This window comes from Bradyrhizobium sp. 192 (assembly GCF_023100965.1).
Classification (GTDB): Bacteria; Pseudomonadota; Alphaproteobacteria; order Rhizobiales; family Xanthobacteraceae; genus Bradyrhizobium; species Bradyrhizobium symbiodeficiens.
This window is the reverse complement of record NZ_CP064690.1, coordinates 448,336-465,104: the sequence shown is the minus strand read 5'-3', so window position 1 is coordinate 465,104 and position 16,769 is coordinate 448,336. Positions and strand designations below refer to the sequence as shown.

General features: G+C 64.1%; 18 protein-coding genes and 1 tRNA gene. 8 read left to right on the top strand and 11 right to left on the bottom strand.

The window, feature by feature from the left end:
- Window positions 1-74 precede the first annotated feature (74 nt).
- A complete protein-coding gene (locus IVB24_RS02190; RefSeq protein WP_247771918.1) occupies window positions 75-887 on the top strand; it encodes an enoyl-CoA hydratase in 813 nt (270 codons plus the stop codon).
- 110 nt (window positions 888-997) lie between these two features.
- Here IVB24_RS02190 and IVB24_RS02185 read toward each other — a convergent pair.
- Window positions 998-1,073: transfer RNA gene (locus tag IVB24_RS02185), tRNA-Ala, on the bottom strand.
- A 217-nt stretch (window positions 1,074-1,290) separates the two neighbouring features.
- Between IVB24_RS02185 and IVB24_RS02180 the strand changes: the two genes are divergently transcribed.
- From IVB24_RS02180 to folD, 3 genes are read left to right on the top strand one after another with little or no spacing between them, the layout of a single operon-like run.
- A complete protein-coding gene (locus tag IVB24_RS02180) occupies window positions 1,291-1,581 on the top strand; it encodes a YggT family protein (protein WP_094975914.1) in 291 nt (96 codons plus the stop codon).
- Between the two features lie 14 nt (window positions 1,582-1,595).
- The gene (locus IVB24_RS02175) at window positions 1,596-1,940 is read left to right on the top strand and encodes a DUF167 domain-containing protein (RefSeq protein ID WP_247771917.1); all 345 of its coding nucleotides are present in this window, start codon (window positions 1,596-1,598) and stop codon (window positions 1,938-1,940) included.
- A 10-nt stretch (window positions 1,941-1,950) separates the two neighbouring features.
- On the top strand, window positions 1,951-2,835 hold the full coding sequence (gene folD, locus IVB24_RS02170) for a bifunctional methylenetetrahydrofolate dehydrogenase/methenyltetrahydrofolate cyclohydrolase FolD (protein WP_247771916.1): 885 nt from the start codon (window positions 1,951-1,953) through the stop codon (window positions 2,833-2,835).
- A 71-nt stretch (window positions 2,836-2,906) separates the two neighbouring features.
- Here folD and ppa read toward each other — a convergent pair whose 3' ends face one another.
- Together ppa and IVB24_RS02160 are read right to left on the bottom strand one after the other, a co-directional pair.
- The gene (ppa, locus tag IVB24_RS02165; protein WP_018318963.1) at window positions 2,907-3,443 is read right to left on the bottom strand and encodes an inorganic diphosphatase; all 537 of its coding nucleotides are present in this window, start codon (window positions 3,441-3,443) and stop codon (window positions 2,907-2,909) included.
- Window positions 3,444-3,620: 177 nt separating this feature from the next.
- Window positions 3,621-4,130, bottom strand: a complete 510-nt coding sequence (locus tag IVB24_RS02160; protein ID WP_018318962.1) for a GNAT family N-acetyltransferase — start codon at window positions 4,128-4,130, stop codon at window positions 3,621-3,623.
- A 262-nt stretch (window positions 4,131-4,392) separates the two neighbouring features.
- On the opposite strand from IVB24_RS02160, the gene IVB24_RS02155 reads away from it, so the two are divergent.
- Window positions 4,393-5,298, top strand: coding sequence for an alpha/beta fold hydrolase (locus IVB24_RS02155; protein ID WP_247771915.1), 906 nt, complete (start codon window positions 4,393-4,395; stop codon window positions 5,296-5,298).
- Window positions 5,298-5,705, top strand: coding sequence for a thiol-disulfide oxidoreductase DCC family protein (locus IVB24_RS02150; RefSeq protein ID WP_247771914.1), 408 nt, complete (start codon window positions 5,298-5,300; stop codon window positions 5,703-5,705). The genes IVB24_RS02155 and IVB24_RS02150 overlap by 1 nt, the downstream gene beginning before the upstream one ends.
- 104 nt (window positions 5,706-5,809) lie before the next feature.
- Here IVB24_RS02150 and IVB24_RS02145 read toward each other — a convergent pair whose 3' ends face one another.
- The 6 genes from IVB24_RS02145 to IVB24_RS02120 form a co-directional block, all read right to left on the bottom strand.
- Entirely contained in the window at window positions 5,810-7,057 is a 1,248-nt protein-coding gene (locus IVB24_RS02145) for an NAD(P)/FAD-dependent oxidoreductase (protein ID WP_247771913.1), read from the bottom strand.
- A 235-nt stretch (window positions 7,058-7,292) separates the two neighbouring features.
- A complete protein-coding gene (typA, locus tag IVB24_RS02140; protein WP_094975909.1) occupies window positions 7,293-9,119 on the bottom strand; it encodes a translational GTPase TypA in 1,827 nt (608 codons plus the stop codon).
- A 254-nt stretch (window positions 9,120-9,373) separates the two neighbouring features.
- Window positions 9,374-9,643 (bottom strand): hypothetical protein, encoded by a 270-nt coding sequence (locus tag IVB24_RS02135; protein ID WP_162406944.1) that lies wholly within the window; start codon window positions 9,641-9,643, stop codon window positions 9,374-9,376.
- The gene (locus IVB24_RS02130) at window positions 9,640-11,070 is read right to left on the bottom strand and encodes a radical SAM protein (RefSeq protein WP_247771912.1); all 1,431 of its coding nucleotides are present in this window, start codon (window positions 11,068-11,070) and stop codon (window positions 9,640-9,642) included. Before IVB24_RS02130 ends, IVB24_RS02135 begins: the two co-directional genes overlap by 4 nt.
- Complete coding sequence (locus IVB24_RS02125; RefSeq protein WP_247771911.1) at window positions 11,051-11,767, bottom strand: prolipoprotein diacylglyceryl transferase family protein; 717 nt, start codon at window positions 11,765-11,767, stop codon at window positions 11,051-11,053. The genes IVB24_RS02130 and IVB24_RS02125 overlap by 20 nt, the downstream gene beginning before the upstream one ends.
- Window positions 11,768-11,846: 79 nt before the next feature.
- A complete protein-coding gene (locus IVB24_RS02120; protein WP_162308838.1) occupies window positions 11,847-12,611 on the bottom strand; it encodes a Crp/Fnr family transcriptional regulator in 765 nt (254 codons plus the stop codon).
- A gap of 173 nt (window positions 12,612-12,784) precedes the next feature.
- Here IVB24_RS02120 and IVB24_RS02115 point away from each other — a divergent pair, with 173 nt between their 5' ends.
- The gene (locus IVB24_RS02115) at window positions 12,785-13,168 is read left to right on the top strand and encodes a response regulator (protein ID WP_247771910.1); all 384 of its coding nucleotides are present in this window, start codon (window positions 12,785-12,787) and stop codon (window positions 13,166-13,168) included.
- A 3-nt stretch (window positions 13,169-13,171) separates the two neighbouring features.
- Here IVB24_RS02115 and IVB24_RS02110 read toward each other — a convergent pair whose 3' ends face one another.
- Complete coding sequence (locus IVB24_RS02110; protein WP_247771909.1) at window positions 13,172-14,713, bottom strand: alkaline phosphatase D family protein; 1,542 nt, start codon at window positions 14,711-14,713, stop codon at window positions 13,172-13,174.
- 122 nt (window positions 14,714-14,835) lie between these two features.
- Window positions 14,836-16,281 carry a TAXI family TRAP transporter solute-binding subunit gene (locus tag IVB24_RS02105; protein ID WP_247771908.1) on the bottom strand — a complete coding sequence of 482 codons (1,446 nt, stop codon included), beginning with the start codon at window positions 16,279-16,281 and terminating at the stop codon, window positions 14,836-14,838.
- 151 nt (window positions 16,282-16,432) lie between these two features.
- Here IVB24_RS02105 and IVB24_RS02100 point away from each other — a divergent pair, with 151 nt between their 5' ends.
- Entirely contained in the window at window positions 16,433-16,723 is a 291-nt protein-coding gene (locus tag IVB24_RS02100; RefSeq protein WP_166467563.1) for a 4a-hydroxytetrahydrobiopterin dehydratase, read from the top strand.
- Window positions 16,724-16,769 lie beyond the last annotated feature (46 nt).

Below are 16,769 nucleotides of genomic sequence, written 5' to 3'. Positions count from 1 at the left end.
TCTTCCCTGGATATGCTAGGCTCTCTGCCAACGAGCGCACACCAATGCGTGCCGGAAGACAAAGGGAGAGCGTCATGGCCTACGAGCACATTCTTTATGAGGTGAGCGACAAGATCGCGACCATCACGCTCAATCGCCCCGACCGCATGAATGCGTGGACGCCGACCATGGAGCGCGACGTACGCCACGCAATGGAGGCGTCGAGCTATGATGACAATGTCCGCGTCATCATCCTCACCGGCGCGGGCCGCGCCTTCTGTGCCGGCGCCGACATGGATGCGCTGAAGGGGCTCGACCCCGAAGACGTCAGGCGCGCAACGAATCTGCCTCCGTTCGACATGAACCGGCGCCCGGACTGGCAGACGCGCTACGGTTTCTATCCGTCGATCAAGAAGCCTGTGATCGCCATGCTCAATGGCGCCACGGCCGGCATCGGCCTCGTGCACGCGCTTTATTGCGACCTGCGCTTTGCCGCCGATAACACCGTGTTCACGACCGCCTTCGCGCGGCGCGGCCTGATTGCCGAGCACGGCATCAGCTGGATGCTGCCGCGCATCGTCGGCCACGCCAACGCGATGGATCTGCTGCTATCGGCAAGGCGCGTGCCGAGCGACGAGGCGTTGCGGATCGGCCTGGTGAACCGGCTCTGCTCGCCCGAAAAACTCCGCGAGGAGACCTATGCCTATGCGCGCGACCTCGCCGATTTCGTCTCGCCGAGCGCAATGGGCGTAATCAAGCGCCAGCTCTACGAGGTGCCGTTCCAGACGCTGGCGGAGGCAACGATCGAGGCCAACCGGGAGATGATGGTGGCGCTGGCTGGTAGCGATTTCCGGGAGGGGGTCGCGAGCTTCATGGAGAAGCGGCCGCCGCGGTTTACGGGGAGGTAGGGGACGGCTGAGGAGCTAGCCCGGCTTCGCCCTTCGGGCTTCGCCGGACACCACGCTTCACCCTTCGGGCTCCTCGTGGCTGCGCCACGCGTAGCCCGAAGGGCGAAGCGTGGTGGAGCCAGGCGGGATCGAACCGCCGACCTCGTCATTGCGAACGACGCGCTCTCCCAGCTGAGCTATGGCCCCGTTTGCTGGCCACTCTGGTGAATGCGGCCGACAACCGGGCGCCATTTAAGTCCCCGCCAAGGTCAAGTCAAGGACGGGTGTAAGGCGGTTTTAGCCATTCGGGGCACCGACTTCCCTTGTTTGGGCGGGGGGGAACCGATATCTAGCAAAAGGCGTCAATCCGACCGCAGCCAGAGTTCGATAGTCAGAGTCTTCAAAAGCCAGAGTCTTTCAAATCATGCGTGCCGTTCTCGACATCGTCATCATCGTGCTCGACCTCTACGTCTGGCTGCTGATCGCCTCCGCGATCCTGTCCTGGCTAATCGCCTTCAACGTCGTGAACACGCGCAACCAGTTCGTGTCGGCGGTGGCGGAGTTCCTGTACCGGATCACCGAGCCGGTGCTGGCGCCGATTCGCAATTTCCTGCCCAGCCTCGGCGGTCTCGACATCTCGCCGATCATCCTGATCCTGCTCATCATGTTCATCGAGCGGGTGATCCTGTACTACATCTACCCGAACGTGGTCTGAGCGGGCTGGAGCCCTTGGTTGCCAACGAAGCTTGTAAGGAACCCTGGCGTTATTCGGCCGCAGGCATCAGCATCGCGTTGCGGGTGACGCCGCGCGGCGGCCGCGACGGCATCGACGGGATCGAACAGCTCTCTGACGGCCGCAGCGTGCTCAAGGTGCGGGTGCGCGCCATCGCCGATGGCGGCGAGGCCAACAAGGCCGTTTTGATCCTGCTGGCGAAATCGCTGGGCGTCCCCAAGGCCGGCGTCAAGCTCCTGTCCGGCGCCACCTCGCGGCTGAAGCTGATCGCGGTCGATGGCGATCCGGCACGGCTCGGCGAAGCCCTGCGCCAGCTGGTCTCGGCCCAATCGAAAGACTGAGGGAACTGACATGACCGCTGAGATCATCGATGGAAAAGTCATCGCCGCGGAACTTCGGGCCCGCGTCGCCGAGGAGGTCGCCCGCGTCAAGCGCGAGCACAATCTGGTGCCCGGCCTGGCGGTCGTGCTGGTCGGCAGCGACCCCGCCAGCGAGGTTTATGTCCGCTCCAAGCACACCCAGACCCAGGCCGCCGGCATGGCCTCGTTCGAGCACAAGCTGCCGGCCGACGTCTCGCAGGCAGATCTCCTGGCGCTGGTCGCAAAGCTCAACCGCGATCCGGCCGTGCACGGCATTCTGGTGCAACTGCCGCTGCCGAAGGGGCTGAACACCGAAGCCGTCGTCAACGCCATCGACCCCGCCAAGGACGTCGATGGGCTGCATCCGAACAATGCCGGCAGGCTCGCCGGCGGTTTCGAGGCACTGTCGCCCTGCACGCCGCTCGGCTGCATCATCCTGACCAAGAGCGTGCACGCCTCGCTGGAAGGCATGAACGCCATCGTCATCGGCCGCTCCAACCTGGTCGGCCGCCCGTTGGTGCAATTGCTGCTGAACGAGAACGCCACGGTGACGATCGCGCATTCGCGATCGCGCGACCTGCCCGGCCTCGTGAAGCAGGCCGATCTCGTCTATGCCGCGGTCGGCAGGCCCGAGATGGTGCGCGGTGATTGGCTGAAGCCGGGCGCGACCGTAATCGACGTCGGCATCAACCGGATACCCAAAGAAGACGGCAAGACGCGCCTCGTCGGCGACGTCGCCTATCGAGAAGCGCTTGGAGTTGCCGGCGCGATCACACCGGTGCCGGGGGGCGTCGGCCAGATGACCGTGGCGTGCCTGCTGGTCAACACGCTGCGTGCGGCCTGCGCGATTGCCGAGCTACCGAAGCCGGCGGTGTAGCTGAACTCTCGTGCCCCGGACGCAGCGCAGCGCTTCTTCAGCGGTGCGCTGCTGAGCCGGGGCCCAGAGGCTCAGCCCTTCTTCTTCTTCTCGCGATCCATGCCTTCGAGGATCAGCTTGTGCGCGTCCTCCGGGCCGCCCCAGCGCAGGATCTTCACCCATTTGCCCTTCTCGAGATCCTTGTAGTGCTCGAAGAAGTGCTGGATCTGCTGCAGCGTGATGTCGGGCAGGTCGGAATACGACTTCACCTTGTCGTAGCGCTGCGTCAGCTTCGACGACGGCACCGCCAGAATCTTCTCGTCGCCGCCGGCTTCGTCTTCCATGAACAGCACGCCGACCGGGCGCACGCTCATGACGGCGCCGGGAATGATGGCGCGGGTGTTGATGATCAGGACGTCGCAGGGGTCGCCGTCATCCGACAAAGTATGCGGAATGAAACCGTAGTTACCGGGGTAACGCATGGGCGTGTAGAGGAAACGGTCGACCACCAGCGTGCCGGCTTCCTTGTCCATCTCGTACTTGATCGGTTCGCCGCCCACGGGGACTTCGATGAGGACGTTGACTTCGTGTGGTACGTTTTTCCCGATCGAGATCGCATCGATACGCATTGAAGGCTCCGTTGTTGCCGAGGGTAAATCGCGCCCGGCAGCGATTTTGGCGCTGTCATACGCGGGCTTGGCCCGCTGATCCATCGTGTTCTTGTGAAATAATGAATCCGGAGATCACCGGCTCAAAGGCAACGGTATCGACGGACGGGAAACGCTGCCGGATAAGCTTTCAGCAGCTCAATTGGTCCAGGCGAAGGCAACCTTGTCGAGCGACTTCGGCCCGAATCGCTCCGAGGAGCGCGCCACCATACGGCCCCCCAGCGCCCGGTAGAACTCGGTCGCAGGGTCGTTGTCCGAGAGCGCCCACACCACCATGCTCTTCAGCCCGCTCTGCATCAGGTCGCGGCGGGCAGAGGCGAACAGGCGGCGGCCGAAACCAAGGCCCTGGAATTCGGGGCGCAGGTAAAGCTCGTAGATCTCGCCGTCGAAATGCAGGCTGCGGGCGCGGTTGCGGCCGTAATTGGCGTAGCCTGCGATCTTGTCGCCGAACACCAGCACGCTGACGCGGCTACCCTTGCGGATCGCACTGTCCCACCATTGCGGGCCGCGGCGGTTGATGAGCTTTTCCAGCTCGGCGCCGGGAATAATGCCCTGATAGGCCGAGCGCCAGGCTTCGTCATGAGTTGACGCCACCGCAGTTGCATCTGCAGCTTTGGCCGGCCGGACCTCGATCAGGGTTGTGCTCATGGGCGCAATCAAACCAAGTCGCCGCGCCGGCGGCAAGACCTATCGTTAATTATCGGTTAACGTGTGGATTTTGTGCATCAGTTCCTAACCATGTTGTATCGAAAAAAGACAAGACGCCGACTCGAATGGCACCGGCGTGCCACGCGTCGGTGCAAAACTCCCTCTGCGGCAACGAATGAGCGGCAATGGCAACGCAGAAAGTCTGCCGATACTGATTCGTTCCGACTAGTCTGATTGTCGCTGTTCTCGCCTCCGGCCATTCATGCGGCTTCTCAACATCATCCTAGCGCTCCTGGCTCTGCTGGCCTTGTCGACTGCGCCTCTGTGCGCCCAGGTCACGTTTGGCCCATCGGGCGAGGAGGGCGAACCGTTTCGCCGACAAACGTGGCTCGTGCCGTCGCCGGATACCGATATTGCTGCGCGTGCCCTGCTGTTTCGCCCCACTGGTGCAGGTCCGTTCCGGCTTGCGGTCGTCGCGCACGCCTCGACGCAGAATACCTTGCGTCGAGCGCAAATGCCGCAGCCGGAATACCGTCCGCTCGCCGCCTTTCTCGTCGCGCGCGGTTTTGCCGTGCTGGTGCCGGAGCGGCTCGGCCATGGTGCGACCGGCGGCCGCTATGTCGAGGACCAGGGCGGCTGTGATGAGGCGGACTATGCGCGTTCGGGCCGTGCAACGGCCGAGGAAATCCGGCTCGCGCTGGAGTTCTTGCGAAAGCAGGATTTCATTCGCAAGGATGCCGCGATCGTGCTCGGCCATTCCGCCGGCGGCTGGGGTGCGCTGGCGCTCGCCAATGTCGATCCGAAGGCGATCTCGGCCATCATCGCGTTTGCGCCGGGGCGTGGCGGCCACGCCAACGACGAGCCGAACCGGATCTGCGCGAAGCACACGCTTCTTGCGGCCGCGACCGAGTTTGGCAAGGGCGCGCGGATTCCCGTCACATGGCTCGTTGCGACCAATGACAGCTATTTTGTGCCGGCATTCTCGAGAGCGCTGGCCGATGCGTTTCGTGGCAGCGGCGGCAAGGTCGACTTCCACACCTTGCCGGCCGTCGGCAGCGAGGGGCATTGGATGATCGACAGTGAGGCCGGCGTCGACGCAGCGAGGACCGAACTCGATCGCGTGCTGAACCTGCCTGTGACGCCTGTGAAGCGACAGGACAACCGCTGATGAGCAAGTGGCCCGATGATGACGTGATCCTGTATGACGGCGTCTGCATCTTCTGCTCGCGCTGGGTGCGGTTCGTCGCTGCGCGCGATACGGCGAAGCGGTTTCGTTTCACGCCGGTCCAGTCGGAGTATGGAGCCCGGCTCGCGCGGACATTTGAGATTGATCCGGAGGACCCCGACACCAACGCCGTTCTTCATGGCGGCGAGGTGTTCATGAAGTCGGACGCCGCGCTGACGGTGCTGTCGCAGTTGCGTGGCTGGAACTGGGCGCGCGCGCTATTCGCGGTGCCGAAACCGCTGCGCGATTTTGTCTATAGCCTTGTCGCGCACAACCGCTATCGCATCTTCGGGAAGTATGACGCGTGCTTCGTCCCCGATGCGGAGTTGCAGGCGCGAGTGCTTGAATAGTGCCTCCTTGTCACCGTGAAGAGCGAAGCGACGAAGCAATCCAGAATCTTTCCGCGGCGACAGCCCGGATCGCTTCGCTGCGCTCGCAATGACGGCGCTTGTGGCTACGGCCTGAGCAAAGCCGCCAGTACTTCCTTCGCCGCCCGTTCCCCGCTGTCCCGCGCTCCATGCGCCGTCGTGAAGAAATTCGGCGACGTCGCTTCCCCGGCGAAGAACAGCCGGCCATCCACCGGCGCGGCCAGCGCGGCGCGATCTCCCGCATGGCCCGGCAGCGCATGCGAATAGGCACCGCGCGCAAAGGGGTCGTGGCCCCAGCGCGACTCTGCGAGCGGCTTCAGCTTGCGGCGGATGTCGTTGCCCAGATAGTCCGCGATTTCATCGATACTTTGCGCGGCGAAGGCGCCCTCGCCGGCGTCCTCCAGTTCGCGCGCAAAGGTGCCGCCGAAAAAGCCGTCGATGCAGGGCTGGCCGAACGGGCGGATATGGTAGGTGCCCATTGCGGTGCGCATGGTCGCGCCGCGCAGATTGCCTTCCTTTGGAAAGGCTTCTGCGTCCTCCAGCGCCAGCACCACCTTGTCGTCGACGCCGAGCGGCAGGCCAGCCGCAGCATCGACCTTGGCCGGCAACGGCGGCGAGAAGCGGATGGCTTCGTCCGCGATCAGGTTGGTCGGCACCGTGACGATCACCTTGTCCGCAGTGAGCGTGCCCGACGACGTCTCGATCCGAATTCGCCTGCCGGAATGGTCGACCAGCGAGACGTTGCAGTTCAGCACCACGGGGCAGGAGGCGCCATAGGCAGCGATCAGCGCACCATACCCGGCCCGGACGCGCCAATTGAAATAGGTGTCCTCGTAAGCGTCCATGTCGAGGATCGAGACCCGATCGAGCTCACAGCCATTCACATAGGTCGAGACGGCATTGATCATCGGGTTCCAGCGATTGCCCGGCTCGAGATATCGCTCGGCCGGCGCATCCACGCCCGCTTCCGCAGCCTCGCTGACGCGGTCGTAGAACGCGTCAATCTCGCGCGCGAACTCGTCGCGCTCTCGTTCCGGAAACACCTCGCCAAAGGCACGATCGCGCCAAGGCGGCAGGTCGGTGTTGAGCGCGAAGTCCAAGCGCTTGGCGATGGCGACGAAAGAGTTCCTGTCGGCCGAGTGAAGCCAGCCGCAGCCGACATCGAAGATGACCTCGGGCGAGGCCTGCACGGTCCACGCGCGGCCACCGAGCCTGTTACGCGCCTCCAGCACGATCACGGAGAGGCCCGAGCCCTGCAACGCATGCACGGCGCCGAGGCCGGCGGCACCGGCACCGATGATCGCGACGTCGACTGAGGAAGGGAGGGAACTCATGGGTGAGCTATAGCACGTCTGTAATGCGCGCTAACGACAGCACAGAAATGTCATTGCTCGTGCGGCGCGCCCGCGCACGAGAGCGGGTGATCCGGCATTTCAGAAAGCGGATTTGCGAGGTGGGCAAAGGCGCTCTGCACCGTGCCCACCACTGTCGATCAAAACTTCAAGTGGTGGGCACGCTTGCGCTTTGCCCACCCTAAGGCGCTACGTCCGGGGCACGAGAGCGCTGGTCTTACGCCACCGCTTCCTTGGACTTTTCGGCGCGCTTGCGCTCGTTCGGGTCGAGGTGCTTCTTGCGCAGGCGGATCGACTTCGGCGTGACCTCGACGAGCTCGTCGTCCTCGATATAAGCGAGCGCCTTTTCCAGCGTCATGCGGATCGGCGGGGTCAGGCGCACCGCTTCGTCCTTCGACGTCGTGCGGATGTTGGTGAGCTGCTTGCCCTTGAGCACGTTGATCTCGAGGTCGTTGTCGCGGGTGTGCTCGCCGACGATCATGCCCTTGTAGACCTTCCAGCCCGGCTCGATCATCATCGGGCCGCGGTCTTCCAGCTTGAACATGGCGTAGGCCACCGCTTCGCCCTGGTCGTTGGAGATCAGCACGCCGTTGCGGCGGCCCTGGATCTCGCCCTTGTACGGCGCGTAGCCGTGGAACAGGCGGTTCATGATCGCGGTGCCGCGGGTGTCGGTGAGCAGTTCGCCCTGGTAGCCGATCAGGCCGCGGGTCGGAGCGTAGAACACCAGGCGGAGGCGGTTGCCGCCGGACGGCTTCATCTCGACCAGCTCGGACTTGCGCTCGCTCATCTTCTGCACGACGACGCCGGAATGCTCCTCGTCGACGTCGATCACGACTTCCTCGATCGGCTCCATGGTGGCGCCGGTGGCTTCGTCTTTCTGGAACACGACGCGCGGACGCGACACCGAGAGCTCGAAGCCTTCGCGGCGCATGGTCTCGATCAGGATCGCGAGCTGCAATTCGCCGCGGCCCGAGACTTCCATCGCGTCCTTGTCGGAAGCTTCGACGACGCGCAGCGCGACGTTGCCTTCGGCTTCACGCAACAGGCGGTCGCGGATCATGCGGCTCGTCACCTTGTCGCCTTCGGTGCCGGCGAGCGGCGAGTTGTTGACGATGAACGACATCGACACGGTCGGCGGATCGATCGGCTGCGCCGGCAGCGGCACCTCGACGGTCGGATCACAGAACGTGTCGGCGACGGTGCCCTTGGTGAGGCCCGCGATGGCAACGATGTCGCCGGCTTCGGCCTCATCGAGCGGCGTGCGCTCGAGACCGCGGAAGGCCAGGATCTTGGTGATGCGCCCGGTCTCGACCAGCTTGCCCTCGGCGTTGAGTACCTTGACCTGCTGGTTCGGCTTGAGCACGCCGGAGGAGATGCGGCCGGTGATGATACGGCCGAGATAGGGATTGGCTTCGAGAATGGTGCCGATCATGCGGAACGGACCCTCTTCCACCGTCGGCGGGGCGACGTGGCGCAGGATCAGGTCGAACAGCGGCTCCATGCCCTTGTCGTTCGGACCCTCCGGGCTGTCGGCCATCCAGCCCTGCTTGGCCGACCCGTAGAGGATCGGGAAGTCGAGCTGCTCCTCGCTGGCGTCGAGCGCCGCGAACAGGTCGAACACCTCGTTGATGACTTCGGTCGGGCGTGCGTCGGGGCGGTCGACCTTGTTGATGACGACGATCGGCTTGAGGCCGACCTTGAGCGCCTTGGAGACCACGAACTTGGTCTGCGGCAGCGGGCCTTCCGCGGCATCCACCAGCACCAGGGCGCCATCCACCATGTTCAGGATGCGCTCGACCTCGCCGCCGAAATCGGCGTGGCCGGGCGTGTCGACGATGTTGATGCGGGTGTCCTTCCACTGCACCGAGGCCGCCTTGGCCAGGATGGTGATGCCGCGCTCGCGCTCCAGATCGTTGGAGTCCATGGCACGGTCGGTCACCTTCTGGTTCTCGCGGAACGTGCCGGACTGCTGGAGGAGTTTGTCGACGAGGGTCGTCTTGCCGTGGTCGACGTGAGCGATGATGGCGACGTTGCGGAGGTTCATGAGTGAGCTTCTTTACGTTCGAACAATGGGTTAAGCGCGATCTCGCCGGTCGGACCGGGACCTCTTCTCGAAACAACGCTGGAAGACTGGAAACGGGGCGCTTTCCGCCCAAAAAGGAAGCCCGGCCATATCGACCGGGCAGCCTACGCGTTGCGGCGCAATATATGCAAAAACGGCCAAAAAACAATGTGTTCTTTGCCCGTTGGTTGATCGAATTTTGTCCGGGAATCTCCGGGGGTTAGGAGAAGACCGGCCTAACCGCGCCGTCCCTTGACGGCTGCCCAGATCAGGGCGACCCCTCCGATCCCCACGACCAGGCCCAAAAAGACCAGGGGCGCGATGTCGGAGGCGATCTTGCCGCTGTCGGATATCGAAATTCCGCCGAACAGCACCGCGCAGATCCCGGGCAGCAGCAGCATGATCCCGAAAATCGCCATCAGCGCGGTGAGGCAGCCGCTGCGCTTTTCCGTCGGCGCAGGAGGCGGACCCGGGGGCGCCGGTGGCGGTGTGTCGCTGATGCTCATGCCTGCAGGACCCCTTCACTCGCCTGCGCGGCAAGCGCGGCGCGGATGCCGTCGATCTTTCCGTTTCGGTAGAACAGATTGTAGGTGTCGAACGGAATGATCGCGCCCCGCTCCGTCACGAAATGGATGCAGCTGCGCTTGACGTTGCCGACGCAGAAATTGAAGCGGTCGAGAAACTGCACGATGGTGACGCGGAAGACGTTCTCGTAGGCGAGGCCTTCCGGCACCTGAAAGCTGGGCAGGCAGCACAGCAGTTCGCAGACGCGCTCGCTCGTGTTCAGCGGCCCCGACGACAGCGAGAACAGATCGACAAACTTCTCCCGCAGCACCGGATATTTCTCCGGGCTGATGGTGTTGGGCATCACCGCGACCAGCTGCTCCTGCGGGATCAGCGAGGTTAGCGGCAGCACCTTCTCGCCGTTGCGCAGGCCGTAGCCGATCGAGATGCTTTCGGGATTGCAGGGCAGCGGGATCATGTCCTTGTCGCGGAACACGCCGGTCTCGATCACGCGCTTGCGGATCTCCGACAGCATGATGCGGTCGGTATTCTTGTCAAAGTTCTCGTTGCGGCCGGCGTCCTGCACCGGCTGCAGGGTGACGCCGCGCACGCATGTCCAGGTCAGCGCGTGGCGGACGATATCGCCGATTTCGGCATCATTGACGCCGCGCTTGATGGTCGCGACCAGCGTCGTCGACACGTCAAAATGCTCGAGATTCTCTAGCGCCTGCTGGCGGATTTTTCGCAAATCCGCGCCGCGCAGGTCGATCAGCGCGTCACGCTGCAGCGAATCGAACTGGAGGTAGACCTCCAGCCCGCGCTTGTTCTCGGCGAGCCGCGCCACGAAATCCCTCTCGCGCGCGATGCGCAGTCCGTTGGTGTTGATCATGACGTGGCGGATCGGGCGGGCCCGCACCGCGTCCAGGATCTCGAAAAAATCCGGATGCAGCGTCGGCTCGCCGCCGGAGATCTGCACGAGATCTGGCTCGCCTTCGCTCGCGACCAGCGCGTCGAGCATCTTCTCCACCGTCGCGAGCGGGGTGAATTTCGTTCGTGCCGGCGAGGAGTCTGCAAAGCAGACCGGGCAGGTCAGATTGCAGTGCTCGGTGATCTCGATCAGCGCCAGGCAGGAATGCTGCTCGTGGTCGGAACAGAGACCGCAATCATAGGGACAGCCGAATTCCGTGCGCTGCTGGAATTGCAGCGGCCGGTCGCCGGGCTTGATGAAATCCTTGCACAGGCGCCAATAGGCGGCATCCGTCGACACCAGCGTCGACTGGACGCCGTGCTCCCGGCAGCGCTTTTCGTACCAGACCTCGTTGTCCAGGATCTGGATCTTGGTCGGCACCAGCTTCAGGCAGGTCTCGCAAAGAGATTGGGTCTGCCCCCAGAAAATATAGGGCCGCGACTTACGCAACGGCGCGTTCATGCATGGGTCTCGCTTTGGGCGCCGTCGCCAGCATGACGCCGGCGTAGAGCAAAATGGACAGCGACAGCAGGTGAAACAGGGTGAAGGGGCCGATCAGCGTGCCGTAGGGCTTCAGGAATTCCCACAGAAAGCGTTGCGCTCCATAATAGACGAGAATCAGGTAGAAACCATTGGTGATCACAAAGGCATTCCGGTTCAAGACCGCCAGCACATAGAGCAGCGCAAAGACCGCCATGGCTGCGCTCTCGTAGAGCTGCACGGGATGGCGCGGAATGCCATCGCCGAAATCATGGGCGAAGGGCAGCGCGGTCGGCGTGCCATAGGTGAAATCGTCGAGGCCCGCGAAGTAGCAGCCGAGCCGGCCGGTCGCGATGCCGAGCGCCAGCGGCAGCGCGAAGCGCGCGCCGGTCCGCGCGGCGATCCCCGCGGACCATTTGTAGAGCTCGATCGCGACGATGCCGCCGGCGATCGCGCCCTCGACCGAGCGGGCAATACCGCTCTCGCCCGACAGCCACAGATTGGCGGAGCCGAACAGATAGGCCCCGAGGCCCGCGCCGAACACCAGCGCCGCGATATAGGGCAGCTCGAAGGATTGCGCCGGAAACTGCAGGCGCTGCCGCGACAGCCAGTAGACGGCCGCCGCCGCCGCCAGCCAGGCCAGGACGTCGAAGATGGTGTGAACAAAGGCCCCGCTCATGGGGGGATATTAGCCCAGGTTCCAGCCGCGCGGGATAGGCGCCCGCTCCTTCTTCACGCCGGTGAAGCGAGGCGGGGCGCTAGCCGGCTTCCTGCTGCTCGGTCGGGTAGACGCCGCGCAGCACCTCCTCGAAATGCATTTTCACCGCGTCGTTGCACAGGCAGGCGCGAAGCTTCAGGCCGTCGCGGTTGCGAACCAGAATCGATCCGCGCCTCGTGTCGAGAATCCGTTCCGCCTTGAACGATTGAAGCACGCGACTGGCGTAGCTGCGGCCAACGCCGAGCAGCGTGGCAAGCTGTTCGTGGGTCAGCGGTACGCTGTCCTCGTCGCCGGTCCGCTCCATCGCCGCCAGGATCCATTTGGCGGTCCGTTGTTCGATCGAATGGATCGCATTGCAGGCGGTCGATTGGAAAATCTGCGCCAGCATGCAATCGGCATAGCGGGCAAAGATATTGCGCATTGATACCGAGCGCAGCTTGGCCGCTTCCAGCTTGGCGACATGAACGCGCGCAAACGGGCCGCTAAATTTCACGCAGATCCGGGTATAGGCCGGCAGGAATCCCTCGCTGACGATGCCGCCCACCGCGCCTTCGCGGCCGACCAGGATGGTCTCGACGTCTCGGCCATCCTCATTGGGGACGAGAAAGGTCGCGAGCGCCGGTCCGCAGGGGAAGTGGACGACCTGGACGTCGTCACCGGGGCTGTAGAGCAGCTGGTTGGCTACGGCGTTTTCGACGGTCACGTGCGGCGCGAGCAGGGCGTAGTCTGCCTGGCTCAGGCGCCGCAACAAATTGTTGGCCGGACGGCTCTCGACCTCGGTCATCTTGCTGATACGCGCATCCATCGTGAACTCCCATCCCGCTCCCATCTTAACGGGTTCCGTGCCTTCCCTGTGTGCACAAGTGGACAGACTGGAGAACGGCGATGTGGTGGGTTTCGTTCCGGGAACCCTCCGGGCTGCGCGCAGACATCGTGTCGCGGCAGTCCTGATCCGAACCCTCCACACAAGATGCGATCATGACACCCGCACTTTCCAATGGCTCAAGCTGGCCGGCCGATGTTCTGATCGTCGAAGACGACCCGATCATCGCGATCGATTTCGAGGACCGTCTGCTCGGGTTTGGGGTGACGGGCGTGCGGAGCGTCGGGTCGGTGACCCAGGCGCTGGGCGCCATCGACAAACGTGCGCCCGATTTCGCGCTGCTCGATGTCGAGTTGATCCGCGAAACGAGCTTTGCGGTCGCGGAGCGGCTGGCAGCGCTGAAGATCCCGTTCGTCTTCGTCACCGGCTACGGCGCGGAGGCGCGAATTCCGCCTGAATTCTCCGTCCAGCCGCGGTTGCAGAAGCCGTGCTTGAGCGACGCGCTGGAGGCGGCGCTCAAGGCGCGCGCCCTCGATTAGCGATCAGGCCTGCTTCGGATCGAGCGTGGTCGACCACAGGGCGACGTCGGCGCGGTCGCGCAAGGTCACGGTCATCTGGCCCGAGGCGCCGTCGATCTTGACGTGACCGAAGAACTGCATGCCGGCGGACGGAGGCAGGTTCTGGCTGTCCTTGCCAGGCGCCTTGACGAAGCGCACTTCGGGTCCGAAGGTGTTGTCGAGCGCGTTCGGACCAAAGGTGCCGGCATGCAGCGGGCCCGACACGAATTCCCAGAACGGTTCGAACTCCTGGAATTGTGCTTTGTTCGGATCGTAATAATGCGCGGCAGCGTAGTGCACGTCGGCGGTCAGCCACACCGTGTTGCTGATCGGCGCCATCTTGATGAAGCGTAGAATGTCGGCGATCTCGAGCTCGCGGCCGCGCACCGGGCCGTCGCCCTGCGCGATCGCTTCCGAGCCGCCCTTCGGCGTGTCCGACACGACGAGGCTGAGCGGCATGTCGGAGGCGATCACCTTCCAGGTCGCGCGCGAATTGAGCAGGCCGCGCTTGAGCCAGGCGATCTGGTCCGGGCCGAGGAAGTAGCTGGCGGGGCCGTAGGCGGTTTCGAGATTGGGGCCGTTCGGACCGCGGTAGCTGCGTTCGTCGAGCACGAACACGTCGAGATGCGGGCCATAGGAGATCTGCCGATAGACCCGGCCCGGCTCAGCGATGCTCTCGCGCATCGGATACATCTCGTGGAAGGCGCGTCCCGCACGGGCGGCGAGCAGCGAAATGTCGCGCTCCTTGTAGGCGGCCGGCAACTCCTTCGACAGCGACCAGTTGTTGGTCACCTCGTGGTCGTCCCACTGCACGAAGATCGGGACCTCGGCATTGAAGGCCCGGAGGTTTTCGTCGGTGAGATTGTATTTGTGCGCGGCGCGGTACTCGTCGAGCGTCTCCGCGACCTTGGCCTTCTCGGGGATGGTGACGTTCTTCCAGATCTTGCCGTCGGCGAGCTTCACCTCGGATACGATCGGTCCGTCGGCATAGATGGTGTCGCCTGAGTGCAGGAAGAAATCCGGACGGTGCTTGCGCATCGCCGAGAAGGTGAACATGCCGCCGTCATCGGGATTGATGCCCCAGCCTTGTCCTGCAACGTCGCCGCCCCAGACGAAACTGACGTCGCGGCGGTCGGCGGGCGCGGTGCGGAAGCGGCCGGTCACCGGCTCGCCCTCGATCGCGCTGTGGGAGAGATCGCGGAAGCGGATTCGGTAAAAGATGTCCTGGCTGGCAGGCAGGTTCTCGATCAGCATCTTTGCGGTGAAATCGCTCTCGGGCAGCGCCGCGATCGGCGGCAGCGCCCGGGCATCCCTGAAGGACTCGGTTGTCGCGACCTCGACCAGCATCTGCGCGGGCCGGTCGGCGCGCGCCCACACCATGCCGCCGTTGACCGTGACGTCGCCCGACTGCACGCCGTGGGTGACCGCGGGCCGATCGGCTGCGCGCGAGAGATAGGGCATCGCGACGGTGCCGAGCACACCGGCGCCGGTGGCGAGGAAACGCCGGCGGGAGAATTTGATGTTCATGAAGGATGGCTCCGAACCCTGCGAATGTGGCTCGATGGAATCGGGGTCCGGGCGTTGCGCGCCCCGGAATGACGGTGAACCTATATTGAGACAATGTGACGCAGCGATTACGCGCGCAAGGGTTACGCGTTGCCGGCGGCCCTGAATTGCGCGCCCGCACGTTGCAGGTTCTGCGGCAGGCTGGACAGCACCGCCTTGCGGTCGGCGACGGCGGCGTGGAATTGATCCAGCGCGATGTTGAAGGCCGTAAGCGAGCCCTCCTCGATCGCGCCGTGATCGAAGCAGCGCAACGTGTCGCGCAGGATTTCGTCGGCCTCGGCCTGCATCTGGTCGAGCTCTTCGGTCGCCTCGCTCTTGCGCGCGGCCGCGATCATGTCGAGCAGCCTTTCGCGCAGATGGCTGTTGTTGTCGCGCTCGTCCTTCTTCAGATAGCCCGCGAACCAGGCGCCGATCGAGCCCATGGCGGAGAGCGCCATCAGGCTCCACCAGATGTAATCGCTGTATTTGTCGAGGAAGGTCTTTTCCTCGCCGTCGACGAAGGCGGCTGCACCGGGATGCACCGGGATCACCGCGTCCTTGTCGGTGTCGGGCGTCTCGATCTTCGCCGCCAGCGGGAATTCCGTCACCAGTTGCTGGCGCACGGCGAACAGCTGGCGCGTGAACGCTGCGATGGTGGTTTCGGACACGCCCTTGCGCGCCACGATGTGGTGCGAGAAGCTGATGGTCTTGACCTCATCATCCGGGCGGGCGGGTGAGCCGCCATAGGTGCCGGCGGGAATCTCGGACGCCTCGTAGACCGGATGATTCTGCGCGATCGCATCCGCCGACTCGATCGCGAGGAAGCTGGGTGCGCCGAAATCCTTGGTGGAGGCGGCGATCGCGTCCGCCGTGATCTTGCTGTTGACCGGGCCGGCCGCGAGATAGACGTCGGCCTTCTGGGCCTTGATCGCCTCGGCCGCCTCGTTGGCCGGGAATTGCACGATCTCGACCTTGGCGGGATCGACGCCGTATTGCTGGAGGATCACCTTGAGCAGATTGACGTTGGCCTGGGTGCGGCCGACGACGCCGACGCGATGGCCGGCGAGCTGCGAGATCTTGGTGATCTTCGGGCCCCGCTTCTTGCCTTTGCCCGGTACGGACCACAGCACCACGACGTTCTTGCGCAGGGTCGCGACCGCTTGCGCGTTCTTGGGCACGTCGATGTCGCCGCGCACGATGGCGAGATCGACCTTGCCTTCCGCAAGCGCATCGGCGCTGGCCGTAGCGCCGTCGGTCTGGATTGGCCGCAGCCGGATCTGGCTCTTGTGCTGTGAAAAGGCTTGCGTCAGCGCCTGCACGACCTTGACGTCATCGCTGTTTGCGGGGCCGACCGCGATCTTCAACGTCACGGGCCGCATGGCGAAGTAATAGCCGCCGGCGAGCGCGCCGATGATCGCGAGCACGAACGCAAGAGACACAAGTGCGGTCTTCCGCGCCGCGGATCGCGGCGAAGGCGGAAAGGGCGTTTCGGCCAGGTCAAATCCCCCGGTCATCGATCTCCCAAACAGGCGCTTCAGGCTCAGTTTCATCTTGGCCGGCGATTTACGCTCATAATTGTAGCAAATTTCCTGTCCGGCGGGGTTACATCTCCGTCATGGTTAGCGGATGGCGGAAATCCCGTATGAACCCGGGCATCAGCGGGGTGTTAGGGTAAAGTTCCCCTGAAGGACGGAGACGACTATGGCAGAACGACTCTCGGCGGAGGCGCGCAGGCAGGCGCTGGGCGGACTACCGGATTGGAGCGAGGTTCAGGGCCGGGATGCCATCGGGAAAACCTTTATCTTCAAGGATTTCAACGAGGCGTTCGGGTTCATGACCCGGGCCGCGCTGGCCGCCGAGAAGATGGATCACCACCCCGAATGGCGCAACGTCTACAAGACGGTGGAGGTGGTGCTGTCGACCCACGATGCCGGCGGCGTCACCGCGCTCGACATCGCGCTGGCCAAGACGATGAATGCGATCGCAGGCTGAGATCGGCCGGCGTCTTGCAGGGATCGGCGACATCCCCATCTTGTGA

Excerpts from the sequence above, each read along its gene's own strand:
- IVB24_RS02190 (WP_247771918.1), top strand. The coding sequence starts at position 75 with ATGGCCTACGAGCACATTCTTTATGAGGTGAGCGACAAGATCGCGACC.
- IVB24_RS02180 (WP_094975914.1), top strand. The coding sequence starts at position 1,291 with ATGCGTGCCGTTCTCGACATCGTCATCATCGTGCTCGACCTCTACGTC.
- folD (WP_247771916.1), top strand. The coding sequence starts at position 1,951 with ATGACCGCTGAGATCATCGATGGAAAAGTCATCGCCGCGGAACTTCGG.
- ppa (WP_018318963.1), bottom strand. The coding sequence starts at position 3,443 with ATGCGTATCGATGCGATCTCGATCGGGAAAAACGTACCACACGAAGTC.
- IVB24_RS02160 (WP_018318962.1), bottom strand. The coding sequence starts at position 4,130 with ATGAGCACAACCCTGATCGAGGTCCGGCCGGCCAAAGCTGCAGATGCA.
- IVB24_RS02155 (WP_247771915.1), top strand. The coding sequence starts at position 4,393 with ATGCGGCTTCTCAACATCATCCTAGCGCTCCTGGCTCTGCTGGCCTTG.
- IVB24_RS02150 (WP_247771914.1), top strand. The coding sequence starts at position 5,298 with ATGAGCAAGTGGCCCGATGATGACGTGATCCTGTATGACGGCGTCTGC.
- IVB24_RS02145 (WP_247771913.1), bottom strand. The coding sequence starts at position 7,057 with ATGAGTTCCCTCCCTTCCTCAGTCGACGTCGCGATCATCGGTGCCGGT.
- typA (WP_094975909.1), bottom strand. The coding sequence starts at position 9,119 with ATGAACCTCCGCAACGTCGCCATCATCGCTCACGTCGACCACGGCAAG.
- IVB24_RS02135 (WP_162406944.1), bottom strand. The coding sequence starts at position 9,643 with ATGAGCATCAGCGACACACCGCCACCGGCGCCCCCGGGTCCGCCTCCT.
- IVB24_RS02130 (WP_247771912.1), bottom strand. The coding sequence starts at position 11,070 with ATGAACGCGCCGTTGCGTAAGTCGCGGCCCTATATTTTCTGGGGGCAG.
- IVB24_RS02125 (WP_247771911.1), bottom strand. The coding sequence starts at position 11,767 with ATGAGCGGGGCCTTTGTTCACACCATCTTCGACGTCCTGGCCTGGCTG.
- IVB24_RS02120 (WP_162308838.1), bottom strand. The coding sequence starts at position 12,611 with ATGGATGCGCGTATCAGCAAGATGACCGAGGTCGAGAGCCGTCCGGCC.
- IVB24_RS02115 (WP_247771910.1), top strand. The coding sequence starts at position 12,785 with ATGACACCCGCACTTTCCAATGGCTCAAGCTGGCCGGCCGATGTTCTG.
- IVB24_RS02110 (WP_247771909.1), bottom strand. The coding sequence starts at position 14,713 with ATGAACATCAAATTCTCCCGCCGGCGTTTCCTCGCCACCGGCGCCGGT.
- IVB24_RS02105 (WP_247771908.1), bottom strand. The coding sequence starts at position 16,281 with ATGAAACTGAGCCTGAAGCGCCTGTTTGGGAGATCGATGACCGGGGGA.
- IVB24_RS02100 (WP_166467563.1), top strand. The coding sequence starts at position 16,433 with ATGGCAGAACGACTCTCGGCGGAGGCGCGCAGGCAGGCGCTGGGCGGA.